We start from the raw sequence: 20,486 nt of genomic DNA, 5'->3' as shown, positions 1-20,486 counted from the left end.
CCGGTGCGGACATGCTGATCGACCCGTTCCGGCCGCCCGCTGCGGGCCTGCCGAAGGTGCTGCTGGTCGATGACGAGCCCGACATCCTCGTCGCCCTGGAGGACATGCTCGAGGACGAGTTCAGCGTGCTCGCGACGGTGTCGCCGCATGAGGCTCTGGCGATGCTCGAGCGTCATCCGGACGTCGCGGTGATCGTCTCGGACCAGCGCATGCCGGGGATGACCGGCGACGCGTTCCTGGCCCGCGCGCGCAACCTGACCGAGGCGGAGGCACTGCTGCTGACCGGCTACGCCGACCTGAGTGCCGTGGTGGCGGCGCTGAATGACGGCCGCATTTCCGGCTACGCGCACAAGCCCTGGGAGCCGGCGGCCCTGCTCGCGATGATCCGCCAGGCGGCGCAGCGGGCCCGGCTGGCGCAGGCGCTGCGCACCGAACGCATGCTGCTGCGCGGGTTGATGGACAGCGCCGATGACGGCCTCTCCTTCAAGGACCTGGACGGACGCTTCCTGCGGCTGAACGCGGTGGCGGCGGCGCGGCTCGGACACGACGTCGAGGCATGCGTCGGCCGCACCGAGCGCGAGCTGCTGGCCGGGCAGCACGACCAGGAAGCAACCGCTGCGAGTCCGCTGCTGCGAGAGCTGGACTCCCTGGAGGGGGATGACCGGCGGGCGCTGGAGGGGCGTGGCCATGCTACCAGCGTCACCCGGCCGGTCGAGCGCGAGGGCCGGGTGCACTGGATGGAGCGTCTGCGCGGACCATTGCGCGACGGAGCCGGACAGCCCCGCGCGCTGGCGACGTTCGAGCGTGACGTGAGTGCCCGCCGCGCCATGGAGGATCGGCTGCGGCAGGCCGACCGGATGCAGGCGCTGGGCACCATGGCGGGCGGCGTCGCGCATGATTTCAACAACCTGCTGACCGCGATCCTGGGCAGCCTGGAGCTGGCGCAGCGCACCAGCACCGACGATGCCCGCATGAAGCGGCTGATCGAGACCGCGACGGCGGCGGCCGAGCGCGGTGCGGCGCTGACCCAGCGCCTGCTCAGCTTCAGCCGGCAGCGCGAGACCGCGTCGGTGGCGGTCGAGGTGAACGCGCTGGTGCAGGCGATGGACGACCTGCTGACCCGCAGCATCGACCGGCCGGGCATCCGCATCACCCAGGATTTCGATGCGGCGCTGCCGTGCGCGCTGATCGACCCGGCGCAACTCGAGCTGGCGCTGCTCAACCTCTGCATCAACGCCCGCGATGCGATGAACGGTCGCGGCACCATCACGCTGGCAACCCGCCTGCTGCGCGCGCCGGACCATGCGGATGGCGCGCGGGCCGGCGGCCATGACGACAGCCACCAGCTCATGGCAGGGGCGATGCCACCGGGTGACGTGGTGGCGGTGCGTGTCCAGGATACCGGCGTGGGCATGACCCCGGAGGTTGCGGCGCGGATCTTCGAGCCGTTCTTCACCACCAAGGAGATCGGTCGCGGCACCGGGCTTGGGCTGTCGATGGTCTATGGCTTCATGCAGCAATCCGGCGGTGCCGTCCGGCTGCGCACCGCACCCGGCGCCGGCACCAGCTTCGAGCTCTGCCTGCCGTGTGCGCCCGGGTCGGCAGACATACCGAGCGCCGCCAGCCTGCCAGCCTGATTGTCCGCCGGCGTGGTGGCCGCCCTGGCGGCTCGGACGGTCGCGGCCTACTCGGCGATGCGCTCGGGCAGACCGTTCGCCAGCAGTCCGGCAAACGCTTCGGCCGGCACCGGATGGCTGAACAGGAAGCCCTGGCCCTCGGCGCAGTGCAGCCCGTTCAGGAAATCGAGCTGGCTGATGTTCTCGACGCCTTCGGCAACGATGCCCTTGCGCAGGCTGTTGCCCATGCCGATCACCGCGCTCGCGATGATGCCGTTCTCGCTGCCGGCATCGATGTCCTGCACGAACGACTTGTCGATCTTCAGGATGTCGATCGGGAACTGGTTCAGGTAGCTCAGGCTGGAATAGCCGGTGCCGAAATCATCCAGGGCGATGCGCAGCCCGAGCGATTTTAGGTCTGCCAGGATCGCGGCCCCGGCGCGGACATCCTGCATCAGCACGCTCTCGGTGATCTCGAACTGCAGCAGATGCGGATCGATCCCGGTCCCCTGGACGATGCTGCGCACACCGTCCAGGAAGTCGCGGCGCCGGAATTCGACGGCGGAGATGTTGACCGCGATCGACATTCTCGGCAGCCCGGCATTGCACCAGCGCCTGGCCTGGGTGCAGGCCTCGCGCAGCACCCACTGGCCGATCGGCACGATCAGGCCGCTATCCTCGGCGATCGCGATGAAGTCGGGCGGGAACACCAGCCCGCGCTCGCTGCTTTTCCAGCGCAGCAGCGCCTCCGCACCGGTAATGCGGCCCGAATGCAGGTTCACGATCGGCTGGTAGTGCAACACGAACTCGCCGCGGTCGAGCGCCTGGCGCAGATGGCCCTCGATGAAATGCCGCTCCACGGCACGCACGTTCATTTCCGCGCCAAAGAACTGGTAGCGGTCGCCGCCGGCCGCCTTGGCGTAGTACATCGCCGTATCGGCGCTCTTGATCAGCTTCTCCGGATCGGAGCCGTCGGTCGGGCAGATGCTGATGCCGATGCTGACCGTCACGTATGCCTCGGTGCCGCGGATCATGTGCGGCAGCTTCAGCGAGGCGATGATCTTCTCGGCGATCGCCGCCGCGTTCTCGGCATCCTTGATCTCGGACAGCAGGATCAGGAACTCGTCGCCGCCACGCCGGCTCACCGTGTCCGACTTGCGCACGGCATCGGTCAGCCGTCGTGCCACCGATTGCAGGAACCGGTCGCCGCTCTCGTGCCCGAGGCTGTCGTTGATGTGCTTGAAGCCGTCGAGATCGAGAAACATCACCGCGATGGTGGCGTTGTTGCGCTGCGAGGTCTTGATCGCCTGGGCGATGCGGTCGTTCAGCAGGACGCGGTTCGGCAGGTCGGTCAGGAAGTCGTACTGGGCCAGGTAGGTCATCTTGCGGGCCATCGCCTGTGCCGCGCCGACATCGTGGAACACCAGCACGGCGCCGACGATCTGGCCGCTCCAGTCGTTGATCGGCGATACGGAATCCTCGATCGGGATCTCGGTGCCGTCGCGCCTGATCAGGAAGGCGTCCGGCGCCAGGTCTGCCGGCTTGCCGCTGCGCAGGACCATCCCGATCGGGCTTTCCTCGCGTCGGCGCGTGGTGCCGTTGACGATCTGCATGACCTGGTCGATCGGCTGGCCTTCGGCATCCTCGCGTAGCCACCCCGTTAGGCCCTCGGCCGCGGCGTTCATGTAGTCGATATGACCCTGCATGTCGGTGCTGATCACGGCATCGCCGATCGCGTTCAGGACGATCGCGGCGCGCGCCATCTCGGTCTGGTGCAGGTGGTCCAGGGACCTCTGGCGGATGATGTCGTACAGGAGCTGGGCCACCAGGCCGGTCGAGAGGTCCGAGGGTGCCAGGCAGGCGCGGCCGCCACGCCGGATCGTCTCGGCCTCGAGATCCTCGTCGACCACCGCCGAGATCGCCACGATCGGCATGTTCGGCGCGATCCCGATGAGCCGGTCCAGGCTGGAAAGCCCGCCGCTGTCCGGCAGCGACAGGCTCACCATGATCGCATCGGCGCCGGCAGGGACCAGCAGCTCGATGCCGGCGACCAGCGTCATGACCCAGGTGACGTCGAACGGCCCATGCCGCGAGGCGCCGAGAGCATCCTGGATCGTCCGGGCATGCGTGGCGTCGTCGGTGATGAGGAGCACCCGGTTCACGGTGTCGCCTTCGACCGTGATCGCAGGCACAGGCGTTCCGACGGTGCCTGCCGGACAGGTCCGGTCACTGCCATCCTTCGACCCGACGGTTGTCGACGGTTCTCTCGACCCCGGCAGGGCATCTGCACAGGCCGCTCATCTCGGCAGCCGGAAGCGCCGGTTTGCGCCCGTCGCGGCTCATGCGACGGATCAGTGCGTTGCACGGCATCATTCCTGTTCCGTAACTTTCAACCCGGCAGCCTCGATGGCCGCACGGACCGGCCTGCGTGGCGGTTTGTGCTGGATGTCTCGTCTCTCTTTTGAACTCTTGCTACCGCTAAATAACAAAATTGGATTCGTATCGCAACAAACTTTCTGAGACGGGGTCTTTTGCAGAAGCGATATTGCGCAGCACAGCATAACGCGCCCCGGAGGATCCTTTACTCACCAGCTGGGCCACAGGCCGGGGGTTGCGAGTTCGAGCAGGCTGTCGTCCGGATCGCGGATGTAGAGGCTGGTGCCACCGCGCGGCCAGGTGATGCGGCTCACGACCGGCACCGCCTGCGCCTCGAAATGCGCCTCCCAGCGTGCGAGTTCGCCGAGCGGGATGGCGAGGCAGAGATGCACCGAGCCGCCGCCATCATGGGGCGGAATGTCGCCGCCGCCATCGGTAGGGGTCGGCTCGACGGAGCCGCCCTTGGCGAACAGCAGCAGCACCGCATTGCCGGGCAGCCCGAGCGCGCTCATCCGGTCGTCGCGGAGGAAGCGCTCGAGCCCGAGCACGCGCCGGTAGAACGCCTCGGCCCGATCGAGGTCCGCGACGTAGATCGAGGTCTCCAGCAGGTGGCTCAGTCTCGGCGTCTGCGCGACCATCTCTCGTGCTCCATATCTGGTTTCCAGGGCGTCCGGCGGGCCACGGCCGGGTGGCTGGCGCCGCAACTTCAGCGTTAGTGGAACGCTAGTGGTCGGCGCGGGGATGCGGCGAGGACGATGACATGTGTGACCTGCTGCTCCTCGACGACGATCCGCTGGTCCGCACGGCGCTGCTCGAGGCGCTGCGCGACGAGGGGCTCGACGTGATCGTCGCCGGCGACGAAACCGAGGCGCTCGCCGCGCTACGTCGGCCGGTGCCGCCGAAGGTGTTCGTCACCGACCTGGATCTCGGCACGCGGCGCAATGGCTTCGTGATCGCCGGCATCGCCCAGATCGTCTTCCCGGGGCTTGCGATCATCTACATCACCGGGCGGCCGGACGCCGTGCAGGGTCACGTGATGGGGCCCGGTGAGATGCTGATGCTGAAGCCGTTCCGTCCGAGCGAGCTGGTGGCGGCGGCCAGGGAGATGATCGCCAGGCAGGACGTGGCAGCCCGGCCCGTCGAGTAGCGGACCGCTCCCGGCCACGCGGCTTGTGCTAGCGGGCCCAAGACCTATCTCCTCCTGTCATGCAGAACACTCAATCGACCAGCCACGATCCAATCGGCTGGCACGGAACCACCATCCTGTGCGTCAGGCACGGCAACCAGGTGGCAATGGCCGGCGATGGCCAGGTGACGCTCGGGCAGACCGTCATCAAGGGCAACGCCCGCAAGGTCCGGCGGATCGGGCCGAACGGCGCCATCCTGTCCGGGTTTGCCGGCGCGACCGCCGACGCATTCACCCTGCTGGAGCGGCTCGAGGCCAAGCTGGAGCGCTACCCGAACCAGCTGGAACGGGCCTGCGTCGAACTCGCCAAGGATTGGCGCACAGACCGCTACCTGCGCCGGCTGGAGGCGATGATGGCGGTGGCCGACGAGACCCGCTCCTTCACCCTGACCGGCAACGGCGACGTGCTGGAGCCGGAGGATGGCGTGATCGCGATCGGTTCCGGCGGCAACTACGCGCTGGCGGCGGCGCGCGCGTTGCTCACCGTCGACGGGCTCGATGCGGAGGAGGTCGCCCGGCGGGCGATGCGGATCGCCGGCGACATCTGCGTCTATACCAACCACGCCCTGATCGTCGAAACGCTCGGGTCCAAGCCGGCTGGCAGCCATGCCGGGGAGTCACGCTGATGGATGTCCCCACCTACTCCCCGCGCGAGATCGTCGCCGAGCTCGACCGCTTCATCGTCGGCCAGGGTGACGCCAAGCGGGCGGTGGCGATCGCGCTGCGCAATCGCTGGCGCAGGTCGCAACTCCCGGACGGGATCCGCGACGAGGTGGTGCCGAAGAACATCCTGATGATCGGGCCGACCGGCTGCGGCAAGACCGAGATTGCACGCAGGCTGGCGAAGCTGGCGCAGGCGCCGTTCCTGAAGGTGGAGGCGACCAAGTTCACCGAGGTCGGCTATGTCGGGCGCGACGTCGAGAGCATCGTGCGCGACCTGGTCGAGGTCAGCCTCAACATGCTGCGCGAATTGAAGCGGCGCGACGTGCAGGTGCATGCCGAGAAGGGTGCGGAGGACCGGCTGGTCGATGCGCTGGTGGGTGCGACCGCGTCCGCCGACACCAAGATCAAGTTCCGGCGCATGCTGCGTGATGGCGAGCTGGAGCAGAAGGAGGTCGAGGTCGCCGTGTCGGAGCCTCAAGGGGCGCCGATCGGGCAGATGGACATCCCCGGCATGCAGGGCGGCAGCGTCATCAATCTTGGCGACATGATGAAGGGGATGTTCGGCAAGAACGCGCAACCCCGCCGCATGACCGTCGAGGCGGCGCGCACGGCACTCATCCGGGAGGAGAGCGACCGGCTGCTCGACAACGACAGCCTGACCCGCGAGGCGGTGGCGCACGCGCAGGACCACGGCATCGTGTTCCTCGACGAGATCGACAAGGTGTGCGCACGCTCGTCGGAGGGCGGTTTCCGTGGCGGCGACGTCAGCCGCGAGGGGGTTCAGCGCGACCTGCTGCCGCTGATCGAGGGCACCACGGTGTCGACCAAGTATGGCCCGGTGAAGACCGACCATGTCCTGTTCATCGCGTCCGGCGCGTTCCATCTGGCGAAGCCCGCGGACCTGCTGCCGGAGCTGCAGGGGCGGCTGCCGATCCGCGTCGAGCTGGCGCCGCTGACCCGTGACGACCTGCGCCGCATCCTGGTCGAGCCGGAGCATTCGCTGCTGAAGCAGTACAGCGCGCTGATGGGCACCGAGAAGGTGGTGCTCGATTTCAGCGAGGATGCGATCGACGCGCTCGCTGATCTTGCCGCCGACATCAACGATCGGGTCGAGAACATCGGCGCCAGGCGGCTGGCGACGGTGCTGGAGCGGCTGCTCGAGGACATCTCGTTCTCGGCCTCGGACCGGCCGGGCGACAGCGTCCGGATCGATGCGGCCGCGGTGCGCGAGCGGGTGGCACCGCTGGCGCAGAAGGGCGACCTGTCCCGCTTCATCCTCTAGGCAGGTCAGGTCCTGCGCGGGCGGAGAGTCAGGCCGCGTCCTGCGCCGCCCGGTGCACGGCGCGCGCCATCGAGGCGATGCCGTTGCCGCGGTTTGTCGAGAGTGCCTCCAGGAGACCGAGATCTTTCAGGAACACCGGGTCGGTGGCAAGGATCTCGGTCGGGCTGCGTCCGGAATAGACACGCAGCAGCAGCGCCACAAGACCCGAGACGATGGCCGCATCCGACGCGCCGGCAAAGCTCATGGTGCCGTCGCGCAGGGCGGACTCCATCCAGACCTGGCTCTGGCAGCCGGGCACCCGGTGCGCGTCGTTCGCCCACTCGGCCGGAAACGGCGGCAGCTTGCGGCCGAGTTCGATGATGTACTGGTAGCGTTCCATCCAGTCGTCGAACACATCCAGCTCCTCGCCGATCGCGGCGATGGCCTCCGCAGCGGTGGTTTCCTCGGGAACGACGAACGGGTCGGCAGTGGTGCTGGACATGCAGCGCATGTGCGCAGCGGGCTGGGGACAGTCAAGCTGTGCCCCGGACAAGATCCCTCGAAGCAGCTCGATGTCGGAGAATCCGAATATGTGATCGCACGTCTTGAACCGACTGCCATTTGGCAGTATCTATGCCGACAGGAGGCACCATGCACGCGGTTCTCGACAATCGACCGACGGTCGCGGCAACGCCGGCCGGCCGGCTCAACCTTTCGGATCCGCAGGTGCGCCTGCGCCTGACTCCGTCGGCGATCGACGGCATGATCCGGCTGGCGGATCTCTGGGAGCTCAATACCGAGGAGACCTGCCTGCTGCTCGGCGACATGTCGGAGCGGAGCTGGTTCCGGCTGAAGAAGCAGGAAAGCCTGCGGCCGGACCGGGCGCTGCGCCTGTCGCAGGATATGCTGACCCGGATCAGCCTCCTGGTCGGCATCTTCAAGGGCTTGCGGCTGCTGCTGTCGGAGGCGCTCGCGGATGAGTGGATCCATCTGCCCAATCGCGGACCGCTGTTCGCCGGGCGCACGCCGCTGCAGGTGGCGATCGAGCGCGGGATCCCCGGGCTGCTGGAGATCCGCACCCACATCGATGCCCTGCGCGGCGGATTGTAGCGATGGACATGGCTGCGGCGCCCGGCGCTGCCCGGGTGGGGTCAGGCACGGATGCCGGGCTGCCGCCGATCACCAGCATCACCTGCCATGACACCATCCGGCTGATCCCGAGCGGCCGGCTGAAGCCGCCGGTGCTGGCGCCGCTGGCCGCGAACGAGCAGGCGCTGCACGATCTCGCGGTGCTGGAGGGGGTCACCAACAGCCGGCTCCAGGCGTCCGGCACCGGGCTGCCCGAGCTCGATCCGCGCGAGCTGGTGTTCGGCCGTCCCAACGACAGCTTCGTCAATGCAGCCTTCACCCATGTCCGCCCGGGCGGCAACCGCTTCAACGACACCATGCGCGGCGCCTGGTATTGCGGCTTCGACGTCGAGACCTCGCTCGGAGAGGTGGCCTATCACCTGACCCGCGAGCTGGACGCGATCGGCCGCTACGACAACGTCACCGACTATGCCGAGATGATCGCGGACTTCATCGGCCCATTCCATGATCTCACCAATCCGGCGCTGGCCGCGTCGCCGGCGTTCGCACCGTGCCTCGGGCCCGACATGGCGCTCGCCTATCCGGCCGGCCAGGCGGTGGCGCGACGGTTGCGGGCGCAGGGCAGCAACGGGCTGATCTATCCGTCGGTGCGTCATCCGGGAGGGACCTGTCTCGCCGCGTTCCGGCCGAGCCTGGTGCAGAACCTTCGCCAGGGCGGTTTGTGGCGCCTGACATGGGCCGGCAGCAGGGAGCCGCGTGTCAGCCGGCCGGTCGGCAGCCTGGATGCGGGCGGCTAGCGCATCATCCGATCGACGGTGCTAGGACGGGCCGGCCGGCCCTGCAAAGATCGCCGCGTCGCCGCAGATGGTCTCGAGCAGTGGCCGCGCGAAGTAGAAGCCCTGCATGAACCGCGCACCGACCGACTGGAGCGCCACGACCTCGCCGGCGCGTTCGACACCTTCCAGGATGACGGTCGTGCCGATGGCCTCGCACAGCGAGATCATGCCGGCGATGATGGCCAGGCGGGCCTGGCTGAAATCGCAATCCTGCACCAGGGCACGGTCGATCTTGATGATGTCGGGACGCATCTCGGCCAGGCGCGACAGGCCGGAATAGCCGGTGCCGAAATCGTCCAGGGCCACCTTGAAGCCGAGCCTGCGGTACTCGTGGATCACCTCCACCAGCCGCGGCATGTTGACGACGTTCTCGGTCTCCACGAGCTCGAAGGTCAGCTGGCGCGGCTGGAAACCGGTATGGGCAGCGGTGTTGAGCGTCTCGCGCATGCAGGAGACCGGGTCATGGATGGCGTTCGGCAACAGGTTGATGTTGAGCCGACGGTCAAGTCCGAGCCGGGCCGCCAGCTCGATGGCCCGGACGCGGCAGGCCTGGTCGAACACGTAGAGCCGGTCCGGCGCGACCTGGCCCAGGATGTGGGCGGCATCCTGGCCGTCCGGCCCGCGCACCAGCGCCTCGTAGGCATCGATGCGGCCCTCCTGCAGATCGACGATGGGCTGGAACGCCATCGTGAACAGGACGTCGTGGTTGCTCGCCAGAGCCGGTGACCGCGAGGGCACGATTGCAGGCTCGTCGCCCTCGGGCGACTGGTATCGCGCCGCATCTGTCCTCGAGAGGGCCACCGAGCGGCGAGGCGTCCGGAACCCGGCTGCGTCGATCGCCTCCCTGGTCGACCGCCGGTCCCGTCTCGGCATCCCGTCTGCCGTCACCGCCCCGGCGACAGGATCCGGCAGCGCGAGTTGTGGGCGCAAGCTGTCGGATCTGCAGACGCGGTCCCGCCCCGACAGCTTGGCGATATAGAGTGCGGTGTCCGCATCGGCGAGCAGCTGCTTCAGGCTGAGCGTGTTCTTGCCGGAGACACCGATGCTGACAGTCAGATGGACGTGTTCGCCCTCATGGTCGAGCTGCAGGGCGGCGACGCAGGCGCAAATCGTCTGCAGGATCGTCTCGGCGCGCTCGACGGTCAGGTCGAGCATCATCACGGCGAATTCCTCACCGCCGATCCGCCCCACCAGGTCGCCCTCCCGGACCTCCATCAGGAGCACCTGGGCGATCGCCTTGAGGGCCTTGTCACCGACATGGTGGCCGTAGGTGTCGTTGACCGCCTTGAAATGATCCGCATCCACCATCGCGATGCAGCACTGGCTGCTGGCCTGGCCCATGCGGGCCAGCTCCTGCTCGGCGAGTTCGAAGAACGAGCGCCGGTTCAACACGCCGGTGAGGAAGTCGGTGGTCAGGGCGCGGCGGAGATCCTCTGCCGAGTGGCGCCGTGCGGTGATGTCACGGACGATCATCAGGTAGCGCGCGCGCGCCGGATTATGTTCGTCGACGCCGATCGGCGAGATCATGCACGTCGCCCAGAAACGACGCCCGTCGGCACTTCTCCGCCAGCCTTCGTCGAGATGCCAGCCGTCGCGATCCGCGATCTGCAGCCGCCGCTTGAACGCCGCCTCGTCGCTCTCGCCGACCGTGACGATGCCGCTGGCGGGCTTCTGCATCACCTCCGGGGCGGGATAACCGAACAGCCTCACTCCGGACATGTTCCATTCGCAGATCCGGCCGTCCTGGTCGATCGTGAGGATCGCATAGTCGTCGGCGCCCTGGACGAGCGCCATGAACCACGCCTCGTTCTCCTTGAGGCGGCGTTCCTGGGCCGCCTGGAGGGTTGCGTCCGACAGCACCGCCATGTGTCGCTGCTCATCCATGCGGACCACGGTGAGCGACAGCACGCGCGGTTCCTCGCCGAGGGCGGCCGGACCCAGATGCAGGCGCAGGCCGTCGCAGATCATGCTGCGGTCGCTGGGGACCTGCAGCAGGTTCCGCAACTCGGGCAGGTAGGGCTCGAGGAGGCGGATCAGGTTGTCGAGCGGGAGCCCACTCGCCTGCAACGGCATCAACAGGCAGGCAAAGGCCGGATTGGCGAGCAGGATCCTGCCGTCGAGGGTGAATTCGGCCAGCCCGTGCGGGCAGACATACATAAACTGCAGCAGCAGCTCATGCTCGAGCTGCAGGCTCGCCGCTTCGTCCGAGTCAGACACGTGCGACAAGGATCCAGCGTAGCGCCATTTCTGCGCTGCAGAGCATCCGAAGCCGCACGCTGGTCGGCCGCATCCGGAATGTGAGGACGTACGGGATGATGCAGTCGAGCGGCCGCTCATGCTCGACGCGCTCGGCGACCATGAAATTGTTCATGCAGGGCGCTACGTCGTGGAAACAGTGGCGGCCGATCACCCGTGCCCTGGAGAGGCCGGAGCTGCGTTCCTCGTGTCGATTATAGACGGTGACGATGCTCTCGTGGTTGAGACCCAGTATGCCGAAGTCGAGGCCGTCCAGTTCCTCTTCGGACATGGCGCACAGGCTAGCCAGCAGGCCATCATCATCGAAACGCGGCGGGGCGCTGAACATGTCCATTCTAGTGCAACATCACTCGACTCGACCCTCGTCCTCAGAGATTGACGTTACGACCTATAATTTAATTGCAGATTAACGCACAACTGGAAACGGGCTGGCATCAAACCCGCGTCATGCCGGGATGGTCGGCGGAGGTCATGCGATGACGGCGCCGGTTGCAGCGGATGCGCAAGACAATTGGTGGGGGGCCGATCGCGCGACGCTGGTCCGGGTGATGGCGGACCAGCTGCATGGCGAGCTGTGCCGCCTGCGGCTTGGCGATCCCGATACCGCGCCACCCTGGCTCTGGACGGACGACACCGACATGGCCCGGTCGGCCGGCCTGGCGATCGACAGCCTCGACCGGATGGCGCTCGCGGCGGCGGCTGCCGAGCTGATCCCCGGTTGCAGCCTCGGGCCCGGCCTGATGTCGGCGGCCTCTTTCGGCGCCTGGTGCGACGCCGCCCGCGACGCCACGCGCCCGCCGCCCACGAGCATCACCTTCAGGTCGTCCGGAACCACCGGCGCCAGGCGATCCATCACCCATCGGCTGGCACGACTGGATGCGGAGGCGTCCGCGCTGGCGATGCTGATTGGATCGGGCAGGCGCCGCGTGCTGTCGGCGATCCCGGCTCACCACATCTACGGCTTCATCCATTCGGTGCTGCTGCCATCGCAGCTGGGGCGTGCCGGCGGCGCCCTGCTACCGGTCGTGGAACTCCGCGGGCACGCCCCATCCGAACTGGCCGGTCTGCTGCGGCCTGGCGACCTGGTGCTGGGCCATCCGGCGTTCTGGACGCAGTCGCTGCGCGGCGCCGCGGGTGGCTTCCCGGAGGATGTCGTCGGCATCACCTCCTCGGCGCCGTGTCCGGAGGCGCTTGCCGAAGCCCTGCGCGAGGCCGGGCTCGCACGGCTGCTGCAGATCTACGGCGCCTCCGAGACCGGCGGGATCGGCTGGCGGGATGCACCGGGCGCGCCGTATGTCCTGCTGCCGGGCTGGCAGCGCGACGCAGACGGCCTGTCGTGGGCCGGGCAGCCTGTCGAGCCGCCGGACCGGCTTGCCTGGGAAAGCCAGGACGGCTTCCGGGTGCTCGGGCGGCATGACGGGATGGTGCAGGTGGGCGGCGTGAACGTCGATCCGGCGGCGGTGCGGTTGGCCCTCCTGGAGCATCCGGCGGTGTCGGAGATCGCGGTCCGGCTGATGCGGCCGGAGGAGGGGGCGCGGCTCAAGGCGTTCGTCGTGCCGAGGCAAGCGGGCGGCGAGGTGGCCGGGTTGCGGGCCGAGCTCCGGCAGTTCGCAGCGACCAGGCTTGCGCCCGGGGAACGCCCTGGCGCCTACAGTTTCGGGACGGCGCTGCCGCGGAACCTGCTGGGCAAGCTCTCCGACTGGGTGGTCGATGAGCCCGGCGGGTTGCTCCCCTAGAGACGACGGGCCCCGGCCGAGTTCAGGGTGCCGGCCGGCGGCACTTCGGCGGCAGGGCTCAGCGTCAGGCGCGGCCAGCCGTCGGGGCGGTGCAGCCGCAACCCGCGATGGCGCACGAGATACAGCACGCCGACAAGCGCTGCGCCGATCCCGGAGGCGGCGCCGATGCCGAGCGCCTGGCGGGGACCGAGCACGTCGGCGACCCAGCCGACCAGGGGTGCTCCGAGCGGTGTGCCGCCGAGTGATACAGCGAGCACGATCGCCATCACGCGGCCACGCATGGCGGGGTCGGTCGAGAGCTGCACCAGGCTGATTGCGGTGGTGGTGACGGTCTGCGCGGCGATCCCGATCACCACCAGGGCCAGCCCGAACAGGCGGGCGTTCGGCATGCACGCGGCCATGATGAAGCCGCACCCGAACAATGCGGTGCCGCCGATCAGGAAGTCTGGTCGCGGCGTGGTTCGCCTGGCGGATAGCAGCGCGCCGGCCACCGATCCGATCGCCATCGTGGATGCCAGCAGCCCGTAACTGCGGGCGCCACCATGGAAGATCCTGACCGACATGGTCGAGATGAAGATCGGGAAATTCAGCCCGAAGGTGCCGACCAGGAACAGCATCAGCAGCACCGCCTGCAGGTCCGGGCGGCCGGCAATGGTGCGAAAACCTTCGGAGAAGCCGCCCCGCGCGCGTGTCGCCCGGCGTCCGTGATGCAGCGCGCTTCCCCGGAGCAGCGCCAGCGAGCCGAGCACCGCAAGGTAGGAGCCCGCATTGATCAGGAACACCCAGCCGACGCCGATCGTCGCGATCAGCAGGCCGGCGACCGAGGGGCCGATCATCCGGGCGATGTTGAACGAGGTGGAGTTCAGCGCCACCGCGTTCGGCAGGTCGGTCTCGCCGACCAGCTCGGAGACGAAGGTCTGCCGTGCCGGCGCATCGAACGCGGCCGTGCAGCCGAACAGGAAGGCGAAGACGTCGACCTGCCACAGCCGGACCAGCCCGGTGACGGTGAGCAGTCCGAGGCACAGCGCCAGCAGCGCCATCGCCGTCTGGGTGGCGATCAGCAGCCGGCGACGGTTCAGGTGGTCGGCGGCATAGCCGGTGAAGGGGAGCAGCAGCAGCTGCGGTCCGAACTGCAGCGCCATCACGACGCCGACCGCGGTGGCGCTGTGATGCGTCAGCTGGGTCAGCACGATCCAGTCCTGGGCGGTGCGCTGCATCCAGGTGCCGACGTTGGATACGATCCCGCCCGCCGCCCACACCCGGTAGTTGTAGCCGCGCAGCGAGCGGAACGTGCCCGTGCCGGTGGAGGGGGCGAGTTCCGGGGTGGCGAGGCCGGGCATCAGGGCTCGACCAGGCGCCGCAGCAGGGCCAATGCGGCCACCAGCTGGTGCTGCTCGGTGTCGTCCAGCCTGCTGCGGATGGCGCGGAACAGCCAGTCCTCGCGCGCCGCCCGGCCGGCGCTGATCCAGTCCCGGCAGGCGGGAGTCAGGGACAGAATGGTCCGGCGGCCATCAGCCGGGTCGGGTGAGCCTTCGATCAGGCCCGATGCCAGCAGGGTGGCCACCGTGGCGCCGAGCGATTGCGGGCGCATCCCTTCGGCACGGGCGAGGGTGGTCACCGTTGCCGGGCCGTCGCGCTCGAGCCGGACCAGCACCGATTTCTGCGCCCAGGTGAGGTCGTGCGGCGCCGACTGATCGCGCAGGCCGCGTCGCAACCGGCCGAGCAGCACGCGAAGGTCGGAGGCCAGAACGAGGGCCTGTCGGGCGCCAGGGTCGTCGCGGGTGGTGTCGGGAGGCGCATCCATGCATCGGATGCTAGCGGTTGAGAAGGAAAACTACAAAGGCTTCCTTCATAAATCGGTTGCCTGCCTCAGCTTGCCGCTTCCGCCCGGCATCGCCATTTTGATCGCCATGTCAGTGACGCTGCAGAAGACCGATCGCCCGAAGTCTGGACGCGCCAAGCCGCAACGGGCCGCCCGACCGGCGGTGGAGGGTGCCGACGCCTTCGTGCCGGATCGCCAGGCGGCCAAGCCGAAGCTCCGGCAGATGAAGGTGGTGTCGCCATACGAACCGGCAGGTGACCAGCCGACGGCGATTGCGGAGCTGGTGGCGGGCGTCATGGGTGGCGAGCGCGACCAGGTCCTGCTGGGCGTCACCGGCTCGGGCAAGACCTTCACCATGGCCAAGGTGATCGAGGCGGTGCAGAAGCCGACGCTGATCCTGGCGCCGAACAAGACCCTGGCGGCACAGCTGTACGGGGAGATGAAGCAGTTCTTTCCGGACAACGCAGTCGAGTATTTCGTCAGCTACTACGACTACTACCAGCCGGAAGCGTACGTCCCACGCTCCGACACCTATATCGAAAAAGACAGCGCCATCAACGAACAGATCGACCGCATGCGTCATGCGGCGACGCAGGCGTTGCTGGAACGCAACGACGTCATCATCGTAGCGTCGGTGTCGTGCATCTACGGTATCGGCTCGGTCGAGACCTACTCGCGCATGGTGGTGAAGATGCAGCGCGGCGGTGCGATCGCCCGGGACGTGCTGGTGAAGGCGCTGGTCGAGCAGCAATACCGGCGCAACGACGCCGCGTTCGCGCGAGGCACATTCCGGGTGCGCGGCGAGACGGTCGACGTGTTCCCGGTGCAGAACGAGGACCGCGCCTGGCGCATCAGCCTGTTCGGCGACGAGATCGACAGCATCATCGAGTTCGACCCGCTGACCGGCGAAAAGACCGCCGATCTCGAGGAGGTGCATGTCTATGCCAACAGCCACTACGTCACGCCGCGTCCGACGCTGAACCAGGCGACGATCTCGATCAAGCAGGAGCTGAAACTCCGGCTCGACGAGTTCACCGCCAACGGCAAGCTGCTGGAAGCCGAACGACTGCAGCAGCGCACGACGTTCGATCTGGAAATGATCGAGACCACGGGTGCCTGCAAGGGGATCGAGAACTACTCGCGCTATTTGTCCGGCCGTGCGCCCGGTGATCCGCCGCCGACCTTGTTCGAGTATCTCCCCGAGGACGCGCTGCTGATCGTCGACGAGAGTCACGTCACGGTGCCGCAGATCGGCGGCATGGAGCGCGGCGACAACGCGCGCAAATCCATCCTCTCCGAGTTCGGCTTCCGGCTTCCTTCCTGCCTGGACAATCGTCCGTTGCGATTCGAGGAGTGGGAGCGGTTCCGGCCGCAGACCATCCATGTCAGCGCGACGCCGGGGCCGTGGGAGCTCGATCGCGTGCAGGGCGTGTTCGCCGAGCAGGTGATCCGGCCGACCGGGCTGATCGATCCGGTGACCGAGATCCGCCCGGTGGAGCGTCAGGTCGACGACCTGCTGGCCGAGTGCCGGCTGGTGATCGGCAAGGGCGGCCGCATCCTGGTCACGACGCTGACCAAGCGCATGGCGGAGGACCTCACCGAATACATGACCGAGTCCGGCATCAAGGTGCGCTACCTGCACTCCGACGTCGACACGCTAGAGCGGATCGAGATCATTCGCGATCTGCGGCTGGGCGCGTTCGACGTGCTGATCGGCATCAACCTGCTGCGCGAGGGCCTGGATATTCCGGAATGCCAGCTGGTGGCGATCCTGGACGCCGACAAGGAAGGCTTCCTGCGCAGCCGCACCTCGCTGATCCAGACCATCGGCCGCGCGGCACGAAACGTCGATGGTCGTGTGCTGCTCTATGCCGATCGCATGACCGACAGCCTGAAATTCGCCATCGAGGAAACCGACCGCCGGCGCACCCGGCAATCGACCTGGAACACCGAGCACGGCATCACCCCGCAATCGGTGCGCACGCATATCGGCGAGGCGATCAGCTCGGTGTTCGAGCAGGATTACGTGACGGTGTCGCCGGTCAAGGATGCCGGCATCACCGACATGGTCGGCAAGGACCTGAAGGCGGCGATCGCGGACATCGAGAAGCGCATGCGTGCTGCGGCCGCGGATCTGGAGTTCGAGACCGCTGCCCGGCTGCGCGACGAGCTGAAACGCCTGGAAGCGCTCGATCTCGGGCTGGAGCCGCCGCCGCCCTCGCCGGCCTCGCGTAGTGGCCGCACCGCCAAGTCACGCACGCCGGAGCCGCTCGGACCTGGCGGCGGTGGCTACGATCCCGCGAAACGACGCGGCAAGCGACGCGGCTGAGCCCCTGGTCCGGAGACCATCATGATCGACCGCCTCTTGCGCACCGCCGCGTTGCTGACTCTCGCCACGTGCCTCGCCGGCTGCGTGCCCGGCGACGGGCCCGGCACCGACCATCCCGATACCGCTGCCGGCATGTCGGGATACCTTGCCCGCGGACCGTTGCCGGCGTCACTGCCGGGTTCGACCACCGTCGGCCCGGCCGATACCGGCCCGGCAGGCTCCGCAGCGTCGGTCGGTGATGGCACCGCGATCGGCCCCCTCGGTCGCCCGTAGCGGCCGTCGAACCGGCGTCCGCTCAGCGCGGATCGCCGGATAGCCGCGCCGAAAGATAAAGCCTCAGCACCACCCGCAATTCGGCAAGCGCCTGCACCTCTGCCTTGCCGGCGGGCTCGCCTGGTTGCGCCGATGCCAGCGGCGCGGCCATCTTCAGGATCTGCAGGACGACCATGGCAACTGCGGAAAGCCCCGCCGGCGACATTCGCGCGGCGGTCAGGATCGCGGCGATCCGACGCAGCAGCATGTCGCGGATCGCCAGCCGTTGGTCGCCGACGCCCGAGTTGGTCTCGAGCAGGATCACGGCGGCATTCCGATCGGGCATCAGCGCCAGCATGCTATCGAGCAGGGCGTCCGCTATCGCCGCAGGAAGCAGCTCGCCGGCCCGCTGTTCGATCTCGGCCAAGGCGCCGTCGAGGCCGTCGCGATACCGCGTGAGCAATGCCTGCGCCAAGGCGTCCTTGTTCGGGAAGAAGCGGTACAGCGAGCCGATCGCGGTCCCCGATCGTGCGGCGATGTCGGTCATCGTCGCGGCATCGAAGCCGCGCTCGGCAAAAAGCTCGGCGGCTGCCTGCAGGATCGCGGCGACCCGGAGCCGGCCGCGTTGCCGCTTCGGCTCGACCACGGCGGCAGCGGAGGGCGCAGTTGACATTATGCGAGGCTATCCTCAACTATCATTATGCGAGGTCAGCCTCTCATAACGCATGAGTGGGCCGCCCGTCAGCGTTGCGGCAGGAGCCACCCCATCATGATCGACCTCGATCCATCGGCGACGGCACTGATTCTCATCGATTTGCAGAACGGCATCGTCGGCATGAACATGGCGCCGCGATCGGGCGGGGAGCTGGTGGCGCAGGCGACGCGCTTTGCCGCGCGATTCCGGGCCGCTGGTGGCCAGGTGGTGCTGGTGCGCGTGGCGTTCGCGGACGATCTCGCCGATGCACCCCGCCAGCCTGTCGACCAGCCGCTGTCGCTGCCGCCGGGTGGTGTGCCGCCAGGCTGGAGCACGCTGGTCGACGGGCTGCAACAGCCGGGGGACATCGTCATCACCAAGCGGCACTGGGGCGCCTTCCACGGCACCGAGCTCGACCTGCAGCTGCGCCGTCGCGGCATCGGCAGCATCGTGCTGGGCGGCATCGCCACCAATTTCGGCGTCGAATCCACGGCCCGGAGCGCCTGGGAGCACGGCTACGCGGTCATCCTGGCCGAGGATCTCTGCGCTGGTCCGTCCGCGGCACTGCATGACATGGCGGTGGCGCACGTCTTCCCGCGGATCGCCCGCGTCGTGCAGTCGGACGCGATCGGGTTCACCATCGCCTGAAGGCGGGGCCGCTCTGTCCAATCTCAGCGCGGCCGTTCCAGTTGCCAGGCCAGGTGCGAGCGCACTGCCGGCCATTCCGTGGCGATGATGCTGTACACGCAGGTGTCGCGCAGGGTGCCGTCGCGCGCGAGCTGGTGCTGGCGCAGGATGCCGTCCAGCTTGGCGCCGAGCCGCTCGATGGCGCGCCGGCTGGCCTGGTTCAGGGCGTGGGTGCGCAGCTCGACCGCGACGCAGCCGAGCGTCTCGAAGGCATGTGCCAGCAGCAGCTGCTTCGCCTCGGTGTTGACGGCACTTCGCTGCACCCGCTTCGCATACCAGGTCCAGCCGATCTCCAGCCGCCGCACGGCCGCGGGCGCCGAGGGGTCGATATGGCCGCAGCTGGTCATGCCGAGAATGCGCCCGGTGGCGGGCTCGGTCACGGTGAACGGCAGCATCGTGCCGGCAGCCGCCCAGGCGAGGCGGGTGGCGATGGCGGCCTCCATCTCCTCCGGGCGCGGCACGCTGGTGAACCAGAGCTGCCACAGCATCCCGTCCGACGCCGCCTCGATCAGCCCGCCTGCATGCGCCGGGTCGAGTGGCAGCAGCGTCACGTGCCGTCCGGCGAGTTCCGTCGGTGTGATCCAGGCCATCCGGTCATGCTCCGAGGCGTGTTGCGGGTGGCTTACCATACCGGCCCGGGGCGACGACGGCGCGTCGGGCCGGCTTGCGCCGAACCGCATCGCGCGGCCAGCATGCCCCTCCTGTCCGGAGATCATCATGATGCAACGCCGCTACGTCACCGTCGACGTGTTCACCGACAGGCTGTTCGGCGGCAATCCGCTCGCGGTGGTGCTCGATGCCGAGGGTCTGTCCGGCGCCCAGATGCAGCAGCTCGCCCGCGAGTTCAACTACTCCGAGACCTGCTTCGTGCTGCCGCCGGCGGACCCGCACCACGATGCGCATGTGCGGATCTTCACGCCGGGCCAGGAGCTGCCGTTCGCCGGGCATCCGAACGTCGGCACCGCCTTCGTGCTGGGCCGGGAGCGCGCGGGCATCGGCCCGTCGCTGGTGTTCGAGGAGCAGGCCGGGCTGGTGCCGGTGCAGCTGCTGCTGGAGGGCGGCGTCGTGATCGGCGCCGAGCTGACCGCGCCGGCGCCGTTCAGCCGTGGCGGCACGGTGGACCAAGCGGATGCGGCGGCGTGCCTGTCGCTGGATCCGCACGATCTCGCCGTCGACCGGCATCTGCCCGTGATCGCCTCGACCGGGCTGCCGTTCCTACTGGTGGAGCTGGCCGACCGCGATGCGCTGCGCCGGGCCCGCGCCGATATTGCGACGATCGCCCGGGTGCTGCCGCCGCACGGTGTCGACGGCATCTATCTCTATACGCGGGTGCTCGAACCGGCCGATGCCGGCACCGACATGCAGGCGCGGATGTTCGCGCCGCTCGACGGCATCCCGGAGGATCCCGCAACCGGCAGCGCCACCTGCGCCATGATCGGGCTGCAGGCGGCACTGCTGGAGGCGCCCGACACCGTCGTGTCGCTGGTGGTGGGGCAGGGTTTCGACATGGGCCGGCCGAGCCTGCTGCATGCGCGCGCGGTCAGGCAGGGCGGCCAGGTCGGGCAGGTGCAGGTCGGCGGACGCTGCGTATCCGTGATGCAGGGCAGTTTCGAGCTCACCGGCGAGGGGTGAACGCCTGTCGGTGCCGGCCGTTACCCGTGTGATCGCCACGCCGCGGCTACC

General features: G+C 68.4%; 20 protein-coding genes. 11 read left to right on the top strand and 9 right to left on the bottom strand.

Annotated features, from left to right (window positions below; translation table 11 throughout):
* The first annotated feature begins 11 nt into the window (after nucleotides 1-11).
* Nucleotides 12-1,637 carry an ATP-binding protein gene (locus ACOEQ2_RS03225; RefSeq protein ID WP_419729949.1) on the top strand — a complete coding sequence of 542 codons (1,626 nt, stop codon included), beginning with the start codon at nucleotides 12-14 and terminating at the stop codon, nucleotides 1,635-1,637.
* A gap of 47 nt (nucleotides 1,638-1,684) precedes the next feature.
* Here ACOEQ2_RS03225 and ACOEQ2_RS03220 read toward each other — a convergent pair whose 3' ends face one another.
* Both ACOEQ2_RS03220 and ACOEQ2_RS03215 read right to left on the bottom strand, forming a co-directional pair.
* Nucleotides 1,685-3,808 (bottom strand): putative bifunctional diguanylate cyclase/phosphodiesterase, encoded by a 2,124-nt coding sequence (locus ACOEQ2_RS03220; protein ID WP_419729948.1) that lies wholly within the window; start codon nucleotides 3,806-3,808, stop codon nucleotides 1,685-1,687.
* Nucleotides 3,809-4,201: 393 nt separating this feature from the next.
* Entirely contained in the window at nucleotides 4,202-4,630 is a 429-nt protein-coding gene (locus ACOEQ2_RS03215) for a VOC family protein (protein ID WP_419729947.1), read from the bottom strand.
* 122 nt (nucleotides 4,631-4,752) lie between these two features.
* Between ACOEQ2_RS03215 and ACOEQ2_RS03210 the strand changes: the two genes are divergently transcribed.
* The 3 genes from ACOEQ2_RS03210 to hslU are packed head-to-tail and all read left to right on the top strand — an operon-like array spanning nucleotide 4,753 to nucleotide 7,123.
* Nucleotides 4,753-5,139: a response regulator gene (locus ACOEQ2_RS03210; protein WP_419729946.1), complete on the top strand. Its 387-nt coding sequence runs from the start codon at nucleotides 4,753-4,755 to the stop codon at nucleotides 5,137-5,139.
* A gap of 59 nt (nucleotides 5,140-5,198) precedes the next feature.
* Nucleotides 5,199-5,804 carry an ATP-dependent protease subunit HslV gene (gene hslV, locus ACOEQ2_RS03205; protein WP_419729945.1) on the top strand — a complete coding sequence of 202 codons (606 nt, stop codon included), beginning with the start codon at nucleotides 5,199-5,201 and terminating at the stop codon, nucleotides 5,802-5,804.
* The gene (gene hslU / locus ACOEQ2_RS03200; RefSeq protein ID WP_419729944.1) at nucleotides 5,804-7,123 is read left to right on the top strand and encodes an ATP-dependent protease ATPase subunit HslU; all 1,320 of its coding nucleotides are present in this window, start codon (nucleotides 5,804-5,806) and stop codon (nucleotides 7,121-7,123) included. The genes hslV and hslU overlap by 1 nt, the downstream gene beginning before the upstream one ends.
* Before the next feature lie 28 nt (nucleotides 7,124-7,151).
* Here hslU and ACOEQ2_RS03195 read toward each other — a convergent pair whose 3' ends face one another.
* Entirely contained in the window at nucleotides 7,152-7,604 is a 453-nt protein-coding gene (locus tag ACOEQ2_RS03195; RefSeq protein WP_419729943.1) for a SufE family protein, read from the bottom strand.
* A gap of 149 nt (nucleotides 7,605-7,753) precedes the next feature.
* Between ACOEQ2_RS03195 and ACOEQ2_RS03190 the strand changes: the two genes are divergently transcribed.
* Together ACOEQ2_RS03190 and ACOEQ2_RS03185 are read left to right on the top strand one after the other, a co-directional pair.
* Nucleotides 7,754-8,212 (top strand): antitoxin Xre/MbcA/ParS toxin-binding domain-containing protein, encoded by a 459-nt coding sequence (locus ACOEQ2_RS03190; protein WP_419729942.1) that lies wholly within the window; start codon nucleotides 7,754-7,756, stop codon nucleotides 8,210-8,212.
* A 2-nt stretch (nucleotides 8,213-8,214) separates the two neighbouring features.
* A complete protein-coding gene (locus ACOEQ2_RS03185; protein ID WP_419729941.1) occupies nucleotides 8,215-8,988 on the top strand; it encodes an RES family NAD+ phosphorylase in 774 nt (257 codons plus the stop codon).
* 21 nt (nucleotides 8,989-9,009) lie between these two features.
* Here ACOEQ2_RS03185 and ACOEQ2_RS03180 read toward each other — a convergent pair whose 3' ends face one another.
* Together ACOEQ2_RS03180 and ACOEQ2_RS03175 are read right to left on the bottom strand one after the other, a co-directional pair.
* Complete coding sequence (locus ACOEQ2_RS03180) at nucleotides 9,010-11,244, bottom strand: putative bifunctional diguanylate cyclase/phosphodiesterase (RefSeq protein ID WP_419729940.1); 2,235 nt, start codon at nucleotides 11,242-11,244, stop codon at nucleotides 9,010-9,012.
* Complete coding sequence (locus tag ACOEQ2_RS03175) at nucleotides 11,237-11,617, bottom strand: hypothetical protein (protein ID WP_419729939.1); 381 nt, start codon at nucleotides 11,615-11,617, stop codon at nucleotides 11,237-11,239. Before ACOEQ2_RS03175 ends, ACOEQ2_RS03180 begins: the two co-directional genes overlap by 8 nt.
* 142 nt (nucleotides 11,618-11,759) lie before the next feature.
* On the opposite strand from ACOEQ2_RS03175, the gene ACOEQ2_RS03170 reads away from it, so the two are divergent.
* A complete protein-coding gene (locus ACOEQ2_RS03170) occupies nucleotides 11,760-13,019 on the top strand; it encodes an AMP-binding enzyme (protein WP_419729938.1) in 1,260 nt (419 codons plus the stop codon).
* Here the strand turns inward: ACOEQ2_RS03170 and ACOEQ2_RS03165 are convergent.
* Entirely contained in the window at nucleotides 13,016-14,359 is a 1,344-nt protein-coding gene (locus ACOEQ2_RS03165) for an MFS transporter (protein ID WP_419729937.1), read from the bottom strand. The genes ACOEQ2_RS03170 and ACOEQ2_RS03165 overlap by 4 nt on opposite strands.
* Complete coding sequence (locus ACOEQ2_RS03160) at nucleotides 14,359-14,823, bottom strand: MarR family winged helix-turn-helix transcriptional regulator (protein WP_419729936.1); 465 nt, start codon at nucleotides 14,821-14,823, stop codon at nucleotides 14,359-14,361. The genes ACOEQ2_RS03165 and ACOEQ2_RS03160 overlap by 1 nt, the downstream gene beginning before the upstream one ends.
* A 106-nt stretch (nucleotides 14,824-14,929) precedes the next feature.
* Between ACOEQ2_RS03160 and uvrB the strand changes: the two genes are divergently transcribed.
* Nucleotides 14,930-17,170: an excinuclease ABC subunit UvrB gene (gene uvrB / locus ACOEQ2_RS03155; RefSeq protein WP_419729935.1), complete on the top strand. Its 2,241-nt coding sequence runs from the start codon at nucleotides 14,930-14,932 to the stop codon at nucleotides 17,168-17,170.
* 21 nt (nucleotides 17,171-17,191) lie between these two features.
* Nucleotides 17,192-17,443: a hypothetical protein gene (locus ACOEQ2_RS03150; protein WP_419729934.1), complete on the top strand. Its 252-nt coding sequence runs from the start codon at nucleotides 17,192-17,194 to the stop codon at nucleotides 17,441-17,443.
* A gap of 22 nt (nucleotides 17,444-17,465) precedes the next feature.
* On the opposite strand, the gene ACOEQ2_RS03145 is transcribed toward ACOEQ2_RS03150, so the two are convergent.
* Nucleotides 17,466-18,095, bottom strand: coding sequence for a TetR/AcrR family transcriptional regulator (locus ACOEQ2_RS03145; RefSeq protein ID WP_419729933.1), 630 nt, complete (start codon nucleotides 18,093-18,095; stop codon nucleotides 17,466-17,468).
* A 96-nt stretch (nucleotides 18,096-18,191) separates the two neighbouring features.
* Between ACOEQ2_RS03145 and ACOEQ2_RS03140 the strand changes: the two genes are divergently transcribed.
* On the top strand, nucleotides 18,192-18,764 hold the full coding sequence (locus tag ACOEQ2_RS03140; RefSeq protein ID WP_419729932.1) for a hydrolase: 573 nt from the start codon (nucleotides 18,192-18,194) through the stop codon (nucleotides 18,762-18,764).
* 23 nt (nucleotides 18,765-18,787) lie between these two features.
* Here ACOEQ2_RS03140 and ACOEQ2_RS03135 read toward each other — a convergent pair whose 3' ends face one another.
* On the bottom strand, nucleotides 18,788-19,393 hold the full coding sequence (locus ACOEQ2_RS03135) for a GNAT family N-acetyltransferase (RefSeq protein ID WP_419729931.1): 606 nt from the start codon (nucleotides 19,391-19,393) through the stop codon (nucleotides 18,788-18,790).
* A gap of 127 nt (nucleotides 19,394-19,520) precedes the next feature.
* Here ACOEQ2_RS03135 and ACOEQ2_RS03130 point away from each other — a divergent pair, with 127 nt between their 5' ends.
* The gene (locus ACOEQ2_RS03130; RefSeq protein ID WP_419729930.1) at nucleotides 19,521-20,435 is read left to right on the top strand and encodes a PhzF family phenazine biosynthesis protein; all 915 of its coding nucleotides are present in this window, start codon (nucleotides 19,521-19,523) and stop codon (nucleotides 20,433-20,435) included.
* Nucleotides 20,436-20,486 lie beyond the last annotated feature (51 nt).

This window comes from Lichenicola sp. (assembly GCF_965198575.1).
GTDB lineage: Bacteria > Pseudomonadota > Alphaproteobacteria > Acetobacterales > Acetobacteraceae > Lichenicola.
This window is presented reverse-complemented; position numbering and strand designations above follow the sequence as displayed.

Coding starts and splice junctions, on each gene's coding strand:
- ACOEQ2_RS03225 (WP_419729949.1), top strand. CDS start 12: ATGCTGATCGACCCGTTCCGGCCGCCCGCTGCGGGCCTGCCGAAGGTG.
- ACOEQ2_RS03215 (WP_419729947.1), bottom strand. CDS start 4,630: ATGGTCGCGCAGACGCCGAGACTGAGCCACCTGCTGGAGACCTCGATC.
- ACOEQ2_RS03210 (WP_419729946.1), top strand. CDS start 4,753: ATGTGTGACCTGCTGCTCCTCGACGACGATCCGCTGGTCCGCACGGCG.
- hslV (WP_419729945.1), top strand. CDS start 5,199: ATGCAGAACACTCAATCGACCAGCCACGATCCAATCGGCTGGCACGGA.
- hslU (WP_419729944.1), top strand. CDS start 5,804: ATGGATGTCCCCACCTACTCCCCGCGCGAGATCGTCGCCGAGCTCGAC.
- ACOEQ2_RS03195 (WP_419729943.1), bottom strand. CDS start 7,604: ATGTCCAGCACCACTGCCGACCCGTTCGTCGTTCCCGAGGAAACCACC.
- ACOEQ2_RS03190 (WP_419729942.1), top strand. CDS start 7,754: ATGCACGCGGTTCTCGACAATCGACCGACGGTCGCGGCAACGCCGGCC.
- ACOEQ2_RS03185 (WP_419729941.1), top strand. CDS start 8,215: ATGGACATGGCTGCGGCGCCCGGCGCTGCCCGGGTGGGGTCAGGCACG.
- ACOEQ2_RS03175 (WP_419729939.1), bottom strand. CDS start 11,617: ATGGACATGTTCAGCGCCCCGCCGCGTTTCGATGATGATGGCCTGCTG.
- ACOEQ2_RS03170 (WP_419729938.1), top strand. CDS start 11,760: ATGACGGCGCCGGTTGCAGCGGATGCGCAAGACAATTGGTGGGGGGCC.
- ACOEQ2_RS03165 (WP_419729937.1), bottom strand. CDS start 14,359: ATGCCCGGCCTCGCCACCCCGGAACTCGCCCCCTCCACCGGCACGGGC.
- ACOEQ2_RS03160 (WP_419729936.1), bottom strand. CDS start 14,823: ATGGATGCGCCTCCCGACACCACCCGCGACGACCCTGGCGCCCGACAG.
- uvrB (WP_419729935.1), top strand. CDS start 14,930: ATGTCAGTGACGCTGCAGAAGACCGATCGCCCGAAGTCTGGACGCGCC.
- ACOEQ2_RS03150 (WP_419729934.1), top strand. CDS start 17,192: ATGATCGACCGCCTCTTGCGCACCGCCGCGTTGCTGACTCTCGCCACG.
- ACOEQ2_RS03145 (WP_419729933.1), bottom strand. CDS start 18,095: ATGTCAACTGCGCCCTCCGCTGCCGCCGTGGTCGAGCCGAAGCGGCAA.
- ACOEQ2_RS03140 (WP_419729932.1), top strand. CDS start 18,192: ATGATCGACCTCGATCCATCGGCGACGGCACTGATTCTCATCGATTTG.
- ACOEQ2_RS03135 (WP_419729931.1), bottom strand. CDS start 19,393: ATGGCCTGGATCACACCGACGGAACTCGCCGGACGGCACGTGACGCTG.
- ACOEQ2_RS03130 (WP_419729930.1), top strand. CDS start 19,521: ATGATGCAACGCCGCTACGTCACCGTCGACGTGTTCACCGACAGGCTG.